14 protein-coding genes are annotated in these 15,783 nt (G+C 45.4%); 12 read left to right on the top strand and 2 right to left on the bottom strand.

Features of this window, described 5'->3' with window-relative positions; genetic code table 11:
* The first annotated feature begins 120 nt into the window (after positions 1 to 120).
* The 4 genes from ABUE36_RS09090 (at position 121) to ABUE36_RS09075 (ending at position 5,659) form a co-directional block, all read left to right on the top strand.
* Positions 121 to 1,329 (top strand): AI-2E family transporter, encoded by a 1,209-nt coding sequence (locus tag ABUE36_RS09090; RefSeq protein WP_161000976.1) that lies wholly within the window; start codon positions 121 to 123, stop codon positions 1,327 to 1,329.
* Positions 1,330 to 1,427: 98 nt separating this feature from the next.
* Positions 1,428 to 2,282, top strand: coding sequence for a methyltransferase domain-containing protein (locus ABUE36_RS09085; protein ID WP_162855587.1), 855 nt, complete (start codon positions 1,428 to 1,430; stop codon positions 2,280 to 2,282).
* Positions 2,283 to 2,755: 473 nt separating this feature from the next.
* Positions 2,756 to 3,268 (top strand): tRNA (cytidine(34)-2'-O)-methyltransferase, encoded by a 513-nt coding sequence (locus ABUE36_RS09080; protein ID WP_161000974.1) that lies wholly within the window; start codon positions 2,756 to 2,758, stop codon positions 3,266 to 3,268.
* Positions 3,269 to 3,304: 36 nt separating this feature from the next.
* Complete coding sequence (locus tag ABUE36_RS09075) at positions 3,305 to 5,659, top strand: DNA translocase FtsK (RefSeq protein ID WP_421016635.1); 2,355 nt, start codon at positions 3,305 to 3,307, stop codon at positions 5,657 to 5,659.
* Positions 5,660 to 5,830: 171 nt separating this feature from the next.
* Here ABUE36_RS09075 and ABUE36_RS09070 read toward each other — a convergent pair whose 3' ends face one another.
* Both ABUE36_RS09070 and ABUE36_RS09065 read right to left on the bottom strand, forming a co-directional pair.
* Positions 5,831 to 5,953: a DUF4044 domain-containing protein gene (locus ABUE36_RS09070; protein WP_017262803.1), complete on the bottom strand. Its 123-nt coding sequence runs from the start codon at positions 5,951 to 5,953 to the stop codon at positions 5,831 to 5,833.
* Between the two features lie 109 nt (positions 5,954 to 6,062).
* The gene (locus ABUE36_RS09065; protein ID WP_421016634.1) at positions 6,063 to 7,019 is read right to left on the bottom strand and encodes a magnesium transporter CorA family protein; all 957 of its coding nucleotides are present in this window, start codon (positions 7,017 to 7,019) and stop codon (positions 6,063 to 6,065) included.
* Between the two features lie 124 nt (positions 7,020 to 7,143).
* Here ABUE36_RS09065 and ABUE36_RS09060 point away from each other — a divergent pair, with 124 nt between their 5' ends.
* The 8 genes from ABUE36_RS09060 (at position 7,144) to murG (ending at position 15,764) form a co-directional block, all read left to right on the top strand.
* A complete protein-coding gene (locus ABUE36_RS09060; RefSeq protein WP_161000971.1) occupies positions 7,144 to 7,506 on the top strand; it encodes a DUF3397 family protein in 363 nt (120 codons plus the stop codon).
* A gap of 287 nt (positions 7,507 to 7,793) precedes the next feature.
* Positions 7,794 to 8,225: a division/cell wall cluster transcriptional repressor MraZ gene (mraZ, locus tag ABUE36_RS09055; protein WP_017262806.1), complete on the top strand. Its 432-nt coding sequence runs from the start codon at positions 7,794 to 7,796 to the stop codon at positions 8,223 to 8,225.
* A 63-nt stretch (positions 8,226 to 8,288) separates the two neighbouring features.
* Positions 8,289 to 9,266, top strand: a complete 978-nt coding sequence (gene rsmH / locus ABUE36_RS09050) for a 16S rRNA (cytosine(1402)-N(4))-methyltransferase RsmH (RefSeq protein WP_161000970.1) — start codon at positions 8,289 to 8,291, stop codon at positions 9,264 to 9,266.
* 82 nt (positions 9,267 to 9,348) lie between these two features.
* On the top strand, positions 9,349 to 9,726 hold the full coding sequence (gene ftsL, locus ABUE36_RS09045) for a cell division protein FtsL (RefSeq protein ID WP_161004394.1): 378 nt from the start codon (positions 9,349 to 9,351) through the stop codon (positions 9,724 to 9,726).
* Entirely contained in the window at positions 9,726 to 11,891 is a 2,166-nt protein-coding gene (locus ABUE36_RS09040; RefSeq protein ID WP_161000969.1) for a penicillin-binding transpeptidase domain-containing protein, read from the top strand. Before ftsL ends, ABUE36_RS09040 begins: the two co-directional genes overlap by 1 nt.
* 273 nt (positions 11,892 to 12,164) lie before the next feature.
* Entirely contained in the window at positions 12,165 to 13,133 is a 969-nt protein-coding gene (gene mraY / locus ABUE36_RS09035; protein ID WP_161004392.1) for a phospho-N-acetylmuramoyl-pentapeptide-transferase, read from the top strand.
* A 136-nt stretch (positions 13,134 to 13,269) separates the two neighbouring features.
* The gene (murD, locus tag ABUE36_RS09030; RefSeq protein ID WP_421016633.1) at positions 13,270 to 14,652 is read left to right on the top strand and encodes a UDP-N-acetylmuramoyl-L-alanine--D-glutamate ligase; all 1,383 of its coding nucleotides are present in this window, start codon (positions 13,270 to 13,272) and stop codon (positions 14,650 to 14,652) included.
* Positions 14,649 to 15,764, top strand: coding sequence for an undecaprenyldiphospho-muramoylpentapeptide beta-N-acetylglucosaminyltransferase (murG, locus tag ABUE36_RS09025; protein WP_161000966.1), 1,116 nt, complete (start codon positions 14,649 to 14,651; stop codon positions 15,762 to 15,764). The genes murD and murG overlap by 4 nt, the downstream gene beginning before the upstream one ends.
* Positions 15,765 to 15,783 lie beyond the last annotated feature (19 nt).

The following is a 15,783-nucleotide window of genomic DNA, read 5'->3' as shown; positions in this document are numbered from 1 at the left end:
GCATCAGTCTGCTGTTTGACAGGCGCCAAGGGCGAAGAATGCTCGGCGACTATGCTATACTAACGCAAAGTGAAGCATCGTCCGAAATAAACGACTGGGCGAAAACGTAAGGAGGCCGCTATGCAAAAACAAACCATTACTCGGCGACAACGACCTGTTAGTCGCTTACGTCAACTAGCATTGCGTTTAGTGATTGTGGTGCTGGTATTGTTGATTTTGTGGTTATTGAATAAGGTAAACTGGGTCTTTTCACCGCTGCAACAATTTTTCAGTATTATTGGGGGTCCAGTGGTTCTGGCAGGGGTCTTTTACTACCTGATGAATCCGCTAGTGGACCGTTTGGAAAAAAGCAAGTTTCATGTTCACCGAACTTGGACAATTATTGGCCTATTTGCCGTGATTCTGGCGTTGGTCGTCCTGGGCGTTGTCTTAGTTGTGCCACTCATCCAGGATCAACTTACTGGGTTAATCAAAGATTGGCCGCATTATTGGGATAGCCTCATTAATTCGACAACGGCGTTTTGGCAGGACTCAGATATGAAGTGGTTGCGCGATATTTTAAATCAGTATGACACCCAGTTACAAAAAGGACTGAGTGGGCTCTTGAAGAATACCGCTAGTAATACTGTTGGCGGCTTGGGCAGTATTGTTGGCAGTGTGACGACGGTTATTGTTGCCCTAGTAACATTTCCATTCTTATTATGGTACATGTTGCGCGATGGCCACCAATTTCCGGAATATGTGTCTCGTTTACTACCGCAACGGCTACAGAAATCGTTTTTGACCGTCCTAAAAGAAATTAATGATCAAGTGTCAAATTACATTCGTGGCCAGCTTACCGTTGCCTTCTTTGTGGCCTTAATGTTCTATCTCGGTTACTTACTCATTGGCTTGAAATTTGCATTAACATTAGGAATTGTTGCCGGAATTTTAAACCTGATTCCTTATCTGGGCTCATTTTTAGCGATGGTTCCCGCGGTGGTCGTAGGGGCGTTTGTGTCACCGTGGATGCTAATTCAGGTGCTTATTGTGTTTGCAGTTGAACAAACAATTGAAGGGCGACTGATTTCACCGTTGGTGTTGGGCTCATCACTTAAAATTCATCCAGTGACGATCATTATCGTATTGCTGGCAGCAGGAAAAATTTTCGGGGTTATGGGTGTTATCTTTGGGGTTCCCGGATACGCCGTATTAAAAGTAATTGTGAGCCACTTATACCAGTATTGGCGGGAAAATGCGCAGTGGTTTGATAAGGCAGACCGTCATCACAATGTTTTAGCTGATGAAAATTCCGACAATGTAAACCGCAAACAGGATGTCGATAAATAAACAGTCTAGGTCGCTGTCGTGAATCGGGGAAGTTTGTAGCTGATGGTGCACCTCATTGCAACTAGTGAGCTAGGCGGCGTCATGGTATAATGGGCATCATGAAAAAAATTGATCGTGGCGCCGCTTATCTGCAAGAACATTTAGCAATGTTTCGTTGTCCGGTTTGTGAGACGCCTTATGAAAAAATCAGTGGTCACACACTTAGTTGTCCGAATGGCCATACATTAGATTTAAATAAAAAGGGCAGTGCCACATTTCTCAAACATAATGTGGTGACTGAATACGATGAACCGATGTTGGCCGCCCGACGGCGGATGCTGACAGCTGGGCTGTTTGCGCCGATTGTAAAAGCTGTCAACCAACAATTGCCATCACAGGGTCAACGGATTCTTGATGTTGGCACCGGAGAAGGGACGCCGCTGGTACAGTTGGATCAGGAGCGCAACAATTCTGATGATGTTCTCATTGGGTTTGACCTGTCAAAGGCAGGAATAAACCTCGCAACACAGTTGGATTCTAAAGCCTTCTTTTGTGTTGCTGACTTGGCACAACTGCCATTTACAGATAATGCGTTTGATACGGTGATGGAATTCTTTTCACCATCGGCCTATCGGGAATTTGAACGTGTTTGTCGACCGGGTGGCAGCCTGATCAAAGTGGTGCCCAATGCGAACTACCTGGTAGAGTTGCGGCATGCTTTATATGACGAATCGGCTCCGCAGTATCTGTACACGAATGATCGGGTAGTGGAGTTGTTTGCCGATCACTATCCGGCTATGCAACAAACGACGGTGCGCTATGACTTTCCCATCGGCAAGAACCGCATTGCTGATATGATGGCAATGACGCCGTTAAGTTGGGGGAGTGATGATGCTCATCGTGCGGCATTATTGGCCAATCCAGTGGACACCGTGACCGTTGACGTTAGTGTGTTGACTGTCCAAACACCGTAGCTATTTGGCTAAGGGCGGTTGAGGACTGTCAGATAGGCGTTGACTGCAGGTCCAGACCACTTGCGAAGTTAACAAACTAGTGCTAATATGCTTATGGAATCATTTGGAGGTCAATATCGAACAGATTCGTTAGTGGCTTTCAGATTCGGACTTCATTAACGTAGCGTCTCGCCGTATGCCATTACCGAGATGACTACGTTTTTTTAGTCTCTGATTCTAAAAAACATCACTTTTAGTGCCAGTGCGGATTACTGATATGATGGTTAACACTGGTTGTGCGGCCAATTTTAGTTTCTTGGAAACTACAGTCGCGCATCTCATCGTAATGGTAGTCATGTGAGAAGAGCGCCCGTCAAGCAACTGAAGACTTTTTAAGAGTGCTGTAATTATCGAAGTTGAGCAACAGAAGTAAGTTACAATGATGGATATGGATGTGCCAAAGAAGGTCATAAAGGTTAACAAGGAGAAAGATAATGACGAATCACATTGCTTTATTTGAGCCATTGATGCCTGCTAATACAGGTAATATTGCCCGCACTTGTGCTGGGACAGATACTGCTTTGCATTTAATTGAACCATTGGGCTTTTCCACCGATGATGCGCATTTAAAGCGGGCAGGATTGGATTATTGGGATAAGGTCGACATTACGTATCATGAAAATTTGCAGGCTTTCATGGCTGCCATCCCAGAGGGTGACGAACTGTTTCTAGTCTCGAAGTTTGCCAAACAAACGTATGTTGATCCCGACTATACGAAGCCAGACCATGATTATTGGTTCCTGTTTGGCAAGGAAACGACAGGATTGCCAGAGCCCTTCATGCGGCAACACCCTGATGAGGCGATTCGAATTCCTCAAGATGACTCACATATCCGTGCGTTGAACTTATCTAATTCAGCTGCGATTGTCATCTATGAAGTCGTTCGTCAGCAGGGCTTCAACCATTTGGAACAAACACACTGGTACAAAAACGATAAACTCAAGTAGCCCTCACAGTTACCGTGTTGAAAGGAGTCTGACAGCGTGCCAGCAAAAAAAACGACGCGCAGAAAAACGACCAAACGGCCGCGAACAACTAAGAAAAAACAGGATTTTAAATATACAAAGAATATTATTGGCTTTGCCGTAGCGTTGCTTGCGCTGTTTGCCTTGTTAAGGTTAGGCGTTGCGGGGGTGTTTCTAGCCAACATTCTGTCGATTTTTGTCGGCAACACAAATCAGGTACTTGCAATTATCCTTATTGCAATTGGATTGGTCGTCGGCATTACTGGTAAATGGCCTAAGTTGCCGGTCAAACGGGTCATTGGTGGGTCACTTGTTTATCTAGGTGTCCTTGTTTATGACCACTTGCGATTATTCGCTAGCCTGAATTACCATGCTCATTTTGTTTCATTGACGTGGGGAATGCTCGGCGATAATTTGGCGGGCGGTACATTAAATGGCAAAGTCGGCGGTGGCATGATTGGTGCTTACGTTTATGCTGCGAGTGAACATTTAGTTGCTAACCTGGGGACGGCAATTTTTTCGACGATTTTGTTATTTGTCGGCGCAATGTTTCTACTGAATATTCCCTTTGCCGTGATTGGTCATGGTATCGTGGTCACTTGTCAACACCTCGTGCTGTGGACAAAACAAGGAAGCTCACGATTGCACGACTTTATTTATGCGGCGTTTGAGAAAAACGCGACACCGGATCAACCGATTGACGCGCAGTCGACAGAGCCGGAACAATCGCAGTCAGAGAGCCAGGCTACTTCGTTGGCGCCTAAACGAACCCGCCACGCTGCCCAGCAGTCAGCAGAAGCGCCGGCATCCGCAGCTGCTAGTTCGGCACCAAAAACGCCTGTTGCGCCGGTGATTACCGTTGCGGCTGATCAAAATGAAGAGAGTACGCCAGCTCCAAAACAGGAGGAACTGGATCTTGGCGACCAGAGTGAGGATTTGAGTGATTATAAATTACCAACACCAGATCTGCTCACCAAGATTCCGCAAACTGATCAAACGGATGAGCTCAACGCGATTGAGAAAAATTCGCAAACATTGCAAAAAACACTGGCCAGTTTTGGCGTTGATGCAGAAGTTAAGAATGTCAGCTTAGGACCGTCAGTAACGAAGTATGAATTGCACCCGGCTATTGGGGTCAAGGTTTCGAAAATCGTTAACTTGGCCGATGATCTAGCGTTAGCGTTGGCGGCTAAGGATATCCGAATCGAAGCACCCATTCCCGGTAAATCGTTGATTGGGATCGAGGTTCCTAATAAACAGATTTCAACTGTTTCATTTCGTGATGTTGCTGAGCATGAGCCGGCGCATCCTGGTAAAGTGCTGAGCGTGCCGTTGGGTCGTGATGTGACGGGTAATATCGTGATGTGTGATTTGACGAAAATGCCGCATTTGTTGATTGCTGGATCCACTGGTTCAGGGAAGTCAGTAGCAATCAACGGGATCATTACCAGTTTGCTCATGCAGGCGAAGCCAAATGAAGTGAAGTTTATGCTGATTGATCCAAAGCGGGTGGAGTTGTCTGTTTACAATGATATTCCTCACTTACTGACACCGGTTGTTTCCGAACCCAAACGGGCGGCCAAGGCACTGCATAAAGTGGTTGATGAAATGACGCGTCGTTATGAGCTGTTTGCGAACTTTGGTGTTCGTAATATTGATGGCTATAACAAATTGGTTGATCAAAACAATGCCAACCCTGAGGATAATGTGGCACAGACACGTTTGCCGTATGTGGTCGCCATTGTTGATGAACTGGCTGATTTAATGATGACCGTTTCGTCCGAGGTTGAAGATGCCATTATTCGGATTGCCCAGATGGGCCGGGCAGCCGGCATTCACATGATTCTGGCAACGCAGCGGCCATCTGTTGACGTCATTACCGGATTGATTAAAGCAAATGTGCCATCACGAATTGCGTTTGCGGTTTCTAGTGGTATTGATTCGCGCACGATTCTAGACGCCAACGGTGCTGAAAAGTTGCTTGGCCGTGGGGATATGTTGTTTGAACCGATTGATCAAAACAAACCAACGCGTGTACAGGGTGAATTTATCTCTGACAAAGATGTCGCGGCAGTTGTTGATTTTATCAAACAACAACAGACGGCTGAGTACGACGGTAGCATGGAAGTTAGCGACGAGGAACTGAAGGAAGACAGCGATGAGGACCGGGCGGACGAAGTTGATGAACTTTATAACGATGCCGTGGCTTTTGTTCAAGATCAACAAAAGGCATCCACCTCGCTGTTACAACGTCGCTTCCGAATTGGCTATAACCGGGCTGCTCGAATGATTGATGACATGGAGGCTCGCGGCATTGTCGGTCCAGCCGATGGTTCACGACCACGTCAAGTTTTCTCGAAAAATGATGATTAAGAGTAGTAGTGTTTGTTAGGATTTAAATCTGGTTAAGGACCGACTTTTGAGTTCTCACAATTGATAATCAAAAACGACATCATTACTAATTGATTTAGTGGTAAAACAAAACAGTCCGTTTGAAATGCACATTGTACATTTCAAACGGACTGTTTTAAATTGTTAACCTATTTAGAACAAGTTAAGTGGCTGCAAGGCTGCCAATACAACCCCACCAAGCGTAAGGATGATCATGACCCAAACGACGACCATTGTGAGTTTTTCGAAGCCACTGCGTTTCTTTTTACCTTGCATAACTTTACCTGTCTCCTTAATTGTTTGTACTGTCTTAAAAATTTATCCTTAATGTTACCGTGTTCCGTACAAAAGCACAAGGGGGCAACAAAAATGTTGATGTGAAAAGCTAAAACCAGTCGTGACGTTTGAGAATCCAAGCAGTAATCGCACAGACAATGATCGTAAAGCCCATTACTAGTGAGAATGCATGTGCAAGGTGGGCAAATGGCAGGTCGACATTCATACCGTAAATGCCACCGACAATGGTTGGAATGGTCATGATCAGCGTAACAGAGGTCAATAGTTTCATGACTTCGTTTAAGTTATTTGAAACAACGGAGGAAACCATGTTGCTGTACTGTTCCAGAATATTATTTTGGATAATGGTCATCGACTGAGCCTGATCAGTTTCAATCATAATTTGCGCCAGCAATTCGTGAAAATGAGGGCCATTAAAATAATCTTGTGCAGACGAGATCTGATCTAAAATTGGTCGATTGTCTTTTAACGCACTATCGAATAAAACGAGCGATTTTTGCAATCCCATAATTTTATAAATTTGTTCATTACGAGTGGCCGTGGTCAGCTCACGTTCAAGACTAGTCGTTTCCCGTTCACTGAGCGACAGGGCGTGAACAAACGAATGGGCGATGTACCAGCCGAAACGGAGGATAAAATCTTGTCGATCGGCGATCCGAATCGTTGCGTTATCAGGATTCATGATGAAATCGTTAATGAAGGTTGCTGGCTGTTTAGATACTGTGATAACGGCAGAATCTGTGAGGATAAATGAAAACGGAAAGGTTGTAAAACTGAGGTAGCCTAGCGGGCTCACTTCATATTTCGGAAATTGAAGTAACAGATGTAGCGGTCGTTCGGGGCGTTGCGGATCAATGCCGTCGACTCGAGAATTTTCCCGATCATCTAAAATAGCGCTAATATAGGTCTCTGGAAAATTATAGCGGTGCGCCAGTTGACTGATTTCGTCATGAGTCGGGCGTTCAACGTTGATCCAGCAGTCTTGTTGAGGCGCGTTGACCGGAATTAAATTACCGTTTTTATCATTTGCATAGTATTCAATCATAGGAGCCTCCGGGGGTAAGTTAGCGTGTTACTGGTAATTAAGCAAAGCACGCTGAATCCACGAATTGCGTGTCAAATTTCAAACCAGTATACTAACACTGTTGAAAAGAAATGAGGTGACCGCAGTGGGGTGGACAAATCAACTATTAATTCAAATTCTAACATTGATATTACTGTACATCATTCTGTCGGTGTTACGAATGATTTCTAAAAATAATTGGCCGACATGGATTCATCCACTCGATGTGTTGTTGCCAGTGTTAATTGTAATGAGCGCCATCGTGTTATCTGCAGTGAGTGTGCGGCCGTTATTTCTTTGGGCCGTGACACTGTGGCTGATTATTGGTGTGGGTGTGGTGTGGCGAACTTTTCGTGGCCGTCAACTCGTTCGCTACCGTACATTTTTATTGATTTATTGGCGTGTGAGTGACTTAGTATGGCTGGTGATTTATATTTTAGCGATTATTGGTGCCATTATTCACCACTAAAGGACGTGTATTTGAATATTTCCACCACCAATCCCCACTTTAGGAAAGGTGATCAAAAAGAGTCGTGAAAGACTGCTGAAATAGCATTCTTTCACGGCTCGTTTTTTTTGCAGCCACGTTCTGTGACAAAATTACTACATTTTTTCTAAGTACGTGGTGAATAGTGGGGGATTGTGGTAGACTTTTTTATAGCGAAAAGGATGATTGATTTAACTGTTGTTAAACCGTTTTCATTTGATTTTCACAGCGTCAGTTGACTTAAAAAATGGAAGGGATGGTGATCGAGCGTGTTTATCGGAGAATTTCAACACAATGTTGACGATAAAGGTCGTCTCATCATCCCGGCTAAGTTTCGTAATCAACTGGGCGAAAAATTTATGGTCACTCGTGGGATGGATGGCTGTTTGTTCGGCTATCCAGAAGCAGAATGGTCTGCATTGGTCGAAAAGACCCAGACATTATCGTTAACTAAACGTGACGCACGTGCGTTCTCTCGTTTCTTGTTTTCCGGCGCGACAGAGTGTGAATTCGATAAACAGGGCCGCATCAATATTCCGACCCCGTTACGGAATCATGCAAAACTGACTAAAGCCTGTGTCATCGTTGGGGTTTCTGACCGGTTTGAAATTTGGGACGCTGACACATGGCAACAGTACAATGAGTCAACCGAAGCTAACATCGACGATATTTCGGAATCAATGGGCGACTTTGACTTTTAGTTTTTAAATAATTGAGCACTTAACACGATGGCTTTAACACAGGATACGCAAAGGAGGGGTGACATGGCAGAATTTAATCACGTAACTGTTTTGTTGAATGAAGCAGTTGCAGGTTTGGCCGTGAAACCCGACGGTATTTATGTGGATTGCACATTGGGTGGCGGTGGTCATTCTGCAAAGATTCTTTCAGAATTAACGACCGGTCATTTATATGCTTTTGATCAAGATGAAACGGCCTTAGCATACAATCGCCAACATTTGGCAACTGCAATTGCTAACAACCAGGTAACCTTGATTCAAGCTAATTTTCGAAATATTACTCAGGAACTTGCTGAACGAGGCGTTCAACATGTGGATGGCGTGTTATACGATCTCGGCGTGAGTTCGCCACAGTTTGATGACGCGCAGCGTGGCTTTAGTTACAGGTTGGACGCACCGCTAGATATGCGGATGAATCAGGAACAGGACTTGTCCGCCATGCAAGTCGTTAACGAATGGGATTACGCACAGTTGGTTCGTATTCTATATCGCTATGGCGAAGAGAAGTTTGCCAAACAAATTGCCCGAAAAATTGAGCAACAACGTGCGGTAGCGCCGATTGAAACAACCCTTCAGCTAGCTGACCTGGTTAAATCCGCTATTCCAGCCGCGGCTCGCCGCCATGGCGGTCATCCAGCAAAGAAGACATTTCAGGCCATTCGGATTGCGGTTAATGATGAATTGGGTGCGTTGGAAACATCGTTAGAGCAAGCCTTAGCACTCTTGAATCCCGGTGGCCGCATTAGTTGCATTACGTTTCAGTCCTTAGAAGATCGGTTAGTTAAAACGATGTTTAAGGAGCAAACAACGGTGCCAGAATTACCAGCAGGATTGCCAGTGATTCCAGCAGACATGCAACCGGATTATCACCTGATTACGCGTAAACCGATTGAGGCCAGCGAGGCTGAGTTAGCCGTTAACCGTCGAGCGCACAGCGCTAAGCTGCGTGTGATTGAGCGTAATGAGACAAATACCGATTCAAAACAGTCACTGTTGAGGTAGTCGGTAGGTCAATTAGTCGTTTGTTATTACATTAAAAAATCGTCTGTCGTCCAGACTTACATAGTTAAGGAGGTTGATTAACATGGCACAGAATTTAGCACAGTCACAACCATATGAGCAGCCTAGTGTTGCCAAACCGCTCCGTCAGCCCCAATCGGTTGAACAGCCAGCCATTCATCAGAAACGGCTCCCAATTTCAGGATTCGAGATTCTATTGAGCATAATTTGTGGTATTGTTGTTGTATGTTTCGCCGTGAACATCATTCATTCTCAAATCGAGATTACGAATGCACAGCGTAATTTACAAACGACACAAACACAGTTGACAAAGGTCAATAATGCCAATGCTTCCGCGACTCAGGAAATTAGTGAGTTGTCCAGCCGTTCTCGATTGGACGCAGTGGCACAGAAAAATGGGTTGACCTTAACCAGCCAAAACATAAGGAATGTCAGTAAATAATGAATAAAGATTCCAAACGAATGTCCAGTCCAGATAACACCCGTTCAAACAGACGTCACTTCGGTAACGTATTGCTTGTTGCAATTCTTGCGGTGTTTATCCTGCTGGGCGTTCGTTTTGTTTATATTGCAGTTGGCAAACATGTACAGCATGTGAGTTTGTCCAAACAAGCACAGGCGCTGTACACCGAACAGCAAACGATTCACGCTAAGCGGGGGACCATTTATGACGCTGACGGCAATCCAATTGCAATGGACACCAATACGTACACGGTGTATGCCGTGTTAAATAAACATCAGGTCTCAACTACGGGAAAACCGCTTTATGTAACAGACAAGGATAAAGTGGCTAAGGTACTTAGCAAAACGCTCAACATGAGCTCCAGTGAGATTTTAAAGATCCTAAACCCTAGTAATAAAAACACCTTCCAGGTAGAGTTTGGATCGGCTGGTAAGAACTTGTCTGTGGCAACTAAACAGGCGATTCAGAAAGCTAATCTAAATGGGATTGCCTTCACGACACAAAGCGCACGGTTGTATCCTAACGGGATTTTTGCTAGTCATATGATTGGTTACGCACAGCCGACCACCTTGGCCAACGGGGCTAGCTCACTGATTGGCAAAATGGGGATTGAACAGCAGTTGAACCGGCAGTTATCTGGTGAAAATGGTGTTAAGCAGATTAAGCACGATTCATTAGGCTACACATTGCCCAATTCACAGCGGAATAAACGCAGTGTGAAGAACGGTGACAATGTGTATACGACACTGAATCCTGATTTGCAGAACCTGTTAGAAAATCAAATGCAGATTTTGTACAGCAAGTTGCAGCCTAAAAACATGGTTGCCATGATGGTTGATACCAAGACTGGAAAAATTTTGGCGGCTACCCAACGGCCGACGTTTAATGCGTCAACGATGCAGGGCCTGGGCGACCAGTGGAATGACTTACTGGTTTCGGATCCTTATGAACCCGGCTCGACCATGAAGAGCATGTCCTTAGCGGCGTCAATTGACTCTGGCAACTTTAAAGGCAGTGACACTTATCAATCTGGTCGTTACAAGATCGGTAACGCGGTGGTCCCAGACTGGAACCCAGCCGGTTGGGGCACAATTACTTATTCCAAGGGATTCGATCTTTCTAGTAACGTGGCGATGGCTCATTTGGAACAACAAATGGGGGCCAGCACTTGGAAAAAGTACATTCAGAATTTTGGTTTCTTAAAATCAACGAACAGTGGTTTGCCAAACGAAGCACATGGTGCCATGCAATTCACGCAACCAATCGAACAGGCTAACACAGCTTTTGGTCAAGGGATTACCGTGACACCAATGCAGCTTATGCAGGCGTACACGGCTGTTGCCAATAATGGGAAGATGTTGAAGCCGTACTATATCAACAAGATTGTTGATCCCAATACGGGCAAGGTTGTTTATCGCGGTAAACGGCAGGTTGTTGGCAACCCAATTAGTGCTGAAACGGCCAAAAAGGTGCGTCAACACATGACAGACTATGTTTACAAATCCTATGGGATGGGGAAAGACTTCAAGATTGCTGGCTACAAAGTGGCAGCCAAGACTGGGACGGCCCAAGTGGTTGGTGACAATGGTCAATACATGGATGGAATGGATTCAACTTTGAACTCTGTGATGGGGATGGTTCCTGCGAAGAATCCACGTTACTTGATGTACGTGACCGTTAATCAGCCTAAGAAGGTGCCAGACAAGCTGATTACACAGTGGGAAAACGATGTCTTTAGTCCCGTCATGACAGAAGCGTTAGCGATGGACAAGGATACGGCATTACCAGGAAAAGCAACTAGCACAAAGGTGCCAAAGCTAGTGGGCACAAGCGTTGATGACGCTAAGCAGCAAGTTAGTGATCTTTCACTGACACCGGTAGTGATTGGTGATGGTAGCAAAGTCACAGCGCAGTCACCTTCTGAGGGTAAAAAGACGCTGACCAATCAGCGGATTTTCCTCCGCGCTGGTGACAATTTGACGATGGCGGATATGAAGGGCTGGTCAATGGGCGATGTCCTTGAGTTTGCCAAGCTAACGGGATTGTCTGTGCAAACTTCTGGTAGTGGGTATGTGACAAGTCAAAGTTTGCCGGCTGGCCGCACCATCCAGGAAGGAACCGGTGTGACTGTGAAATTTAAGTAACACCGCAATTGTTTTCGTGTAAAATGAAAGAGTGATGCCGAAGCTCGGGAAGGTCCGAGCAACAACGTAAAGGTGGCAGCGTGCAAGCGCACTTTGCTTGTGGGGTGACGGCTTTGGGTTGTGCACAGGGCCTTGAGCGACAGGTGCACGTTTAAGAAGAGTGATGCCGAAGCTCGGGAAGGTCCGAGCAACAACGTAAAGACCTTAACTTCAGCAGTGTATTTAAAAGCGGATTGTTCTAACAACCGCACAATTAAAGGGGTAAGTAGAGTTATGCAAGTTCGTATTTGGCTTTGGTCGTTAATCATTGCGTTTGCAGTGACCGCAATTTTTCTACCATTTTTGATTCGTTATTTCAGAGCACACGGCGAGGGCCAAACGATTTGGGAAAAAGGCTTGAGTTGGCATGAAAAGAAAAATGGCACGCCGACAATGGGTGGCCTGATGTTCATTACTGCCAGTGTTGTGGCAACATTAATTGTTGGCATTTGGCAACACGTGTTGAATGGTAGTGCTGGAATTCTTCTATTTACGTTAGTATTCTACGGATTACTAGGGATGTGGGATGATTCTATTAAGGTGTTTAACCGTCAAAACGACGGGTTAAAGGCCTGGCAAAAAATGCTTGGTCAGATTGTTGGGGCCATTGTTTTCATCATTGTGTTCTCTTATGAAGGCTTTTCAATGAGTCTTCGCGTCCCATTCATTGGTGACGTTCCTTTAGGCGTCGGCTATGTCTTGTTTGCCATTATTTGGTTGATTGGCTTTTCAAACGCCGTTAACTTAACGGACGGTTTGGACGGTTTGGCAACAGGGCTGTCAATCATTGCTTTTCTGGCCTATGGCATTATCGCGCAACATCAGCGTCAATATGGCGTAATGGTTTTCTGTTTGACGGTGGTTGGTGCGTTGGCTGCCTTCTTGATTTGGAATCATAAGCCTGCCAAGATTTTCATGGGTGACATGGGGTCGTTGGCACTTGGTGGCGCATTGGCAGCTGTGTCATTGCTGCTTCACCACGAATTATCCTTGTTATGGGTCGGCGGCGTGTTTGTCATTGAGACAGCAACAGTCATGATTCAAGTGAGCTATTTCCACATTACTCATGGCAAACGGTTATTTAAGATGACGCCGATTCATCACCAGTTTGAATTAGACGGATGGGGTGAGTGGCGGATCGATCTTACTTTTTGGGCAATCGGTGCCGTGTTTGCCGCAACTGGTGTATGGGCAATGTGGTAAACATCGTTTTGTTATTTAAATGCGGAAACCTCCGCAGTACATATAAGTTTTTGTGCCGATCATGTTAAGGGGTATCCCGTCGTGATCGGCATCGTGGTATGGTTAAACTAATATAGAAGAGAAAAGGGCGATTAGTGTGAAGCAGGTAACAACATATAAGAATCAGAAGGTATTGGTTTTAGGATTAGCTAAGAGTGGGGTGAATGCGGCCCGGTTGCTCAAAAAACTAGGTGCGTTTGTCACAGCTAATGATGCTAAACCGTTTGATGAAAACCCAGATGCTAAGGAACTGGTTAATGATGGCATCAAAGTAGTCACGGGGAGTAATCCGGTTTCGTTGCTGGACGAAGACTTTAGTCTGATTGTTAAAAATCCAGGAATTCCTTATTCAAATCCACTGATTCAAGCTGCTCAATCGCGCAATATTCCAATTATCACAGAGGTAGAGTTAGCTGCCCAAGTTAACGACGCAGAGCTTATTGGCGTGACCGGGACTAACGGCAAAACGACCGTTACCACAATGATTACCGAAATGTTGAATCAAGATCGTCCAGTGGGAAAGGCTAAATTTGCCGGTAACATTGGTGTGCCAGCTAGCCAAGTTGTCCAAACCCTGACTAAGGATGATGTGATGGTGACTGAACTGTCCAGCTTCATGTTAACGGGTATTAAAACGTTGCACCCACACATTGCTGTGATCACAAACATGTACACGGCTCATATTGACTGGCATGGCAGCCGTGAAGCCTATGTAGCTGCAAAAATGCGGATCACGATGAACCAAACGGCCGATGACTTTTTGGTGATGAATTGGGATCTGCCTGAACAACATGAACTGGCAAAGCAATCCAAGGCACAGATCATTAAGGTTTCCCGAAAGGGCGCAGCTGATGCAGACGCTTATGTTGCAGATGGTCAATTAATGTGGCGGGGTGAAGCTATCTTACCGGTTGACCAAATTAACGTACCCGGAATTCAAAATGTTGAAAATGCTTTAGCTGCCTTAGCAGCCGCTAAAGTGGCTGGTCAAAGTAACGCAGCGATTGCCACCACCCTAAGTCATTTCAATGGCGTGCGGCACCGTTTGCAATATGTATTAACGTACAAGGATCGCAAATTCTACAACGATTCAAAAGCAACTGACATTGAAGCTACGCAAATGGCCTTACGTGGTTTTAAACAGCCCGTTGTGTTGATGGCTGGTGGTTTGGACCGTGGCTTTACATTTGATCGGTTGGTTGACGATTTGAAAGCGCACGTTAAAGCTGTTGTGTTGTTTGGTCAAACAAAGGACCTGCTAGCTGATGCAGCTAAAAAGGCTGGTATTACCGAAATTCACTTTGCCGATGATGCGGTTGCAGCGGTTCCCGAAGCTTACAAGTTGAGTCAACCAGGGGATGTTGTGTTACTGTCGCCAGCCAATGCTTCTTGGGATCAATTCCCTAGTTTTGAAGTACGGGGCGATAAATTCATTAAAGCAGTTGAACAACTTAGTGGAGAAAAGGAGCAACAGGCATGAGGTTAATGGTATCTGGCGGTGGTACCGGTGGTCATATTTATCCGGCATTAGCGCTTATTGATGACTTGGTCGCCAAGGATCCAACGGCGAAGGTTTGTTACGTCGGCACGCACCGTGGCTTGGAAAGTAAAATTGTGCCTGCCCGCGGGATTCCGTTTGAAACGATTAAACTACAAGGTTTTTCTCGCAAACTGAATTGGCACGGACTGACGACTAACATTAAAACGGTAAATTTGTTTTTGCGCGGTGTTCGTGATGCACGCAAAATCATCAAGGATTTTCAGCCGGATGTTGTGGTTGGCACTGGTGGTTACGTGAGTTCTGCAGTTTTATATGCGGCAAGTCGTATGCATATTCCAACGTTAATTCATGAGCAAAATTCAGTGGTCGGTGTGACAAACAAGTTCTTGTCACATTTCGTTGATCAAATTGCCATTGCGTTTGAAGATGCTCGAAGTCAATTTCCTGGCAAAAAGGTGATTTTTACAGGTAATCCGCGAGCACAGCAAGTAGCTCAAATGCATAGTGACTTTCAGTGGGATAGTTATGGCTTACAGAACGATGTGCCAACTTTGCTTATTTTCGGGGGCAGTCAGGGTGCATTAAAGATCAATGCAGTGAGTGAACAAGCAATTCCTAAATTTAATGATCGGCACTATCAGGTTGTGTTCGTAACGGGTCAAAAGCGTTATGACGACGTTATGGCGCAAATGAAGAAAGATGACATCACACCAGCAGCCAATGTTGTTGTGAAGCCTTACATCAGCAACATGCCAGAGGTGTTGCCACGCGTCGCCGCCATCGTTGGCCGGGCCGGAGCCACCAGTCTGGCTGAAATCACGGCGTTAGGGATTCCCTCAATTTTAATTCCGAGTCCTTACGTTACTAATGATCATCAAACCAAGAACGCCCATAGCTTGGTCAATGTCGGTGCTGCGGAAATGATTACCGAGGATAGTTTGACGGTCGATCATTTAATGAGTGTCGTGGATCAGTTGATGAAGGATGATGACAAGCGTCAGCAGATGGCGGTTGCCGCTAAAAAGATGGGTGTGCCTGATGCGGCTGATCAATTATTGGCGGCGGTCATTAAGCTGACACGCCAAAAGTAAGTCGTTTAAGTAGGTGCTT

Source organism: Furfurilactobacillus cerevisiae (assembly GCF_048961765.1).
GTDB classification, from domain to species: domain Bacteria; phylum Bacillota; class Bacilli; order Lactobacillales; family Lactobacillaceae; genus Furfurilactobacillus; species Furfurilactobacillus milii_A.
This window is presented reverse-complemented; position numbering and strand designations above follow the sequence as displayed.

Bases quoted from the DNA above. Each gene is read 5' to 3' on its own strand.
- ABUE36_RS09090 (WP_161000976.1), top strand. From the start codon at position 121: ATGCAAAAACAAACCATTACTCGGCGACAACGACCTGTTAGTCGCTTA.
- ABUE36_RS09085 (WP_162855587.1), top strand. From the start codon at position 1,428: ATGAAAAAAATTGATCGTGGCGCCGCTTATCTGCAAGAACATTTAGCA.
- ABUE36_RS09080 (WP_161000974.1), top strand. From the start codon at position 2,756: ATGACGAATCACATTGCTTTATTTGAGCCATTGATGCCTGCTAATACA.
- ABUE36_RS09070 (WP_017262803.1), bottom strand. From the start codon at position 5,953: ATGCAAGGTAAAAAGAAACGCAGTGGCTTCGAAAAACTCACAATGGTC.
- ABUE36_RS09065 (WP_421016634.1), bottom strand. From the start codon at position 7,019: ATGATTGAATACTATGCAAATGATAAAAACGGTAATTTAATTCCGGTC.
- rsmH (WP_161000970.1), top strand. From the start codon at position 8,289: ATGGCAGAATTTAATCACGTAACTGTTTTGTTGAATGAAGCAGTTGCA.
- ftsL (WP_161004394.1), top strand. From the start codon at position 9,349: ATGGCACAGAATTTAGCACAGTCACAACCATATGAGCAGCCTAGTGTT.
- ABUE36_RS09040 (WP_161000969.1), top strand. From the start codon at position 9,726: ATGAATAAAGATTCCAAACGAATGTCCAGTCCAGATAACACCCGTTCA.
- mraY (WP_161004392.1), top strand. From the start codon at position 12,165: ATGCAAGTTCGTATTTGGCTTTGGTCGTTAATCATTGCGTTTGCAGTG.
- murG (WP_161000966.1), top strand. From the start codon at position 14,649: ATGAGGTTAATGGTATCTGGCGGTGGTACCGGTGGTCATATTTATCCG.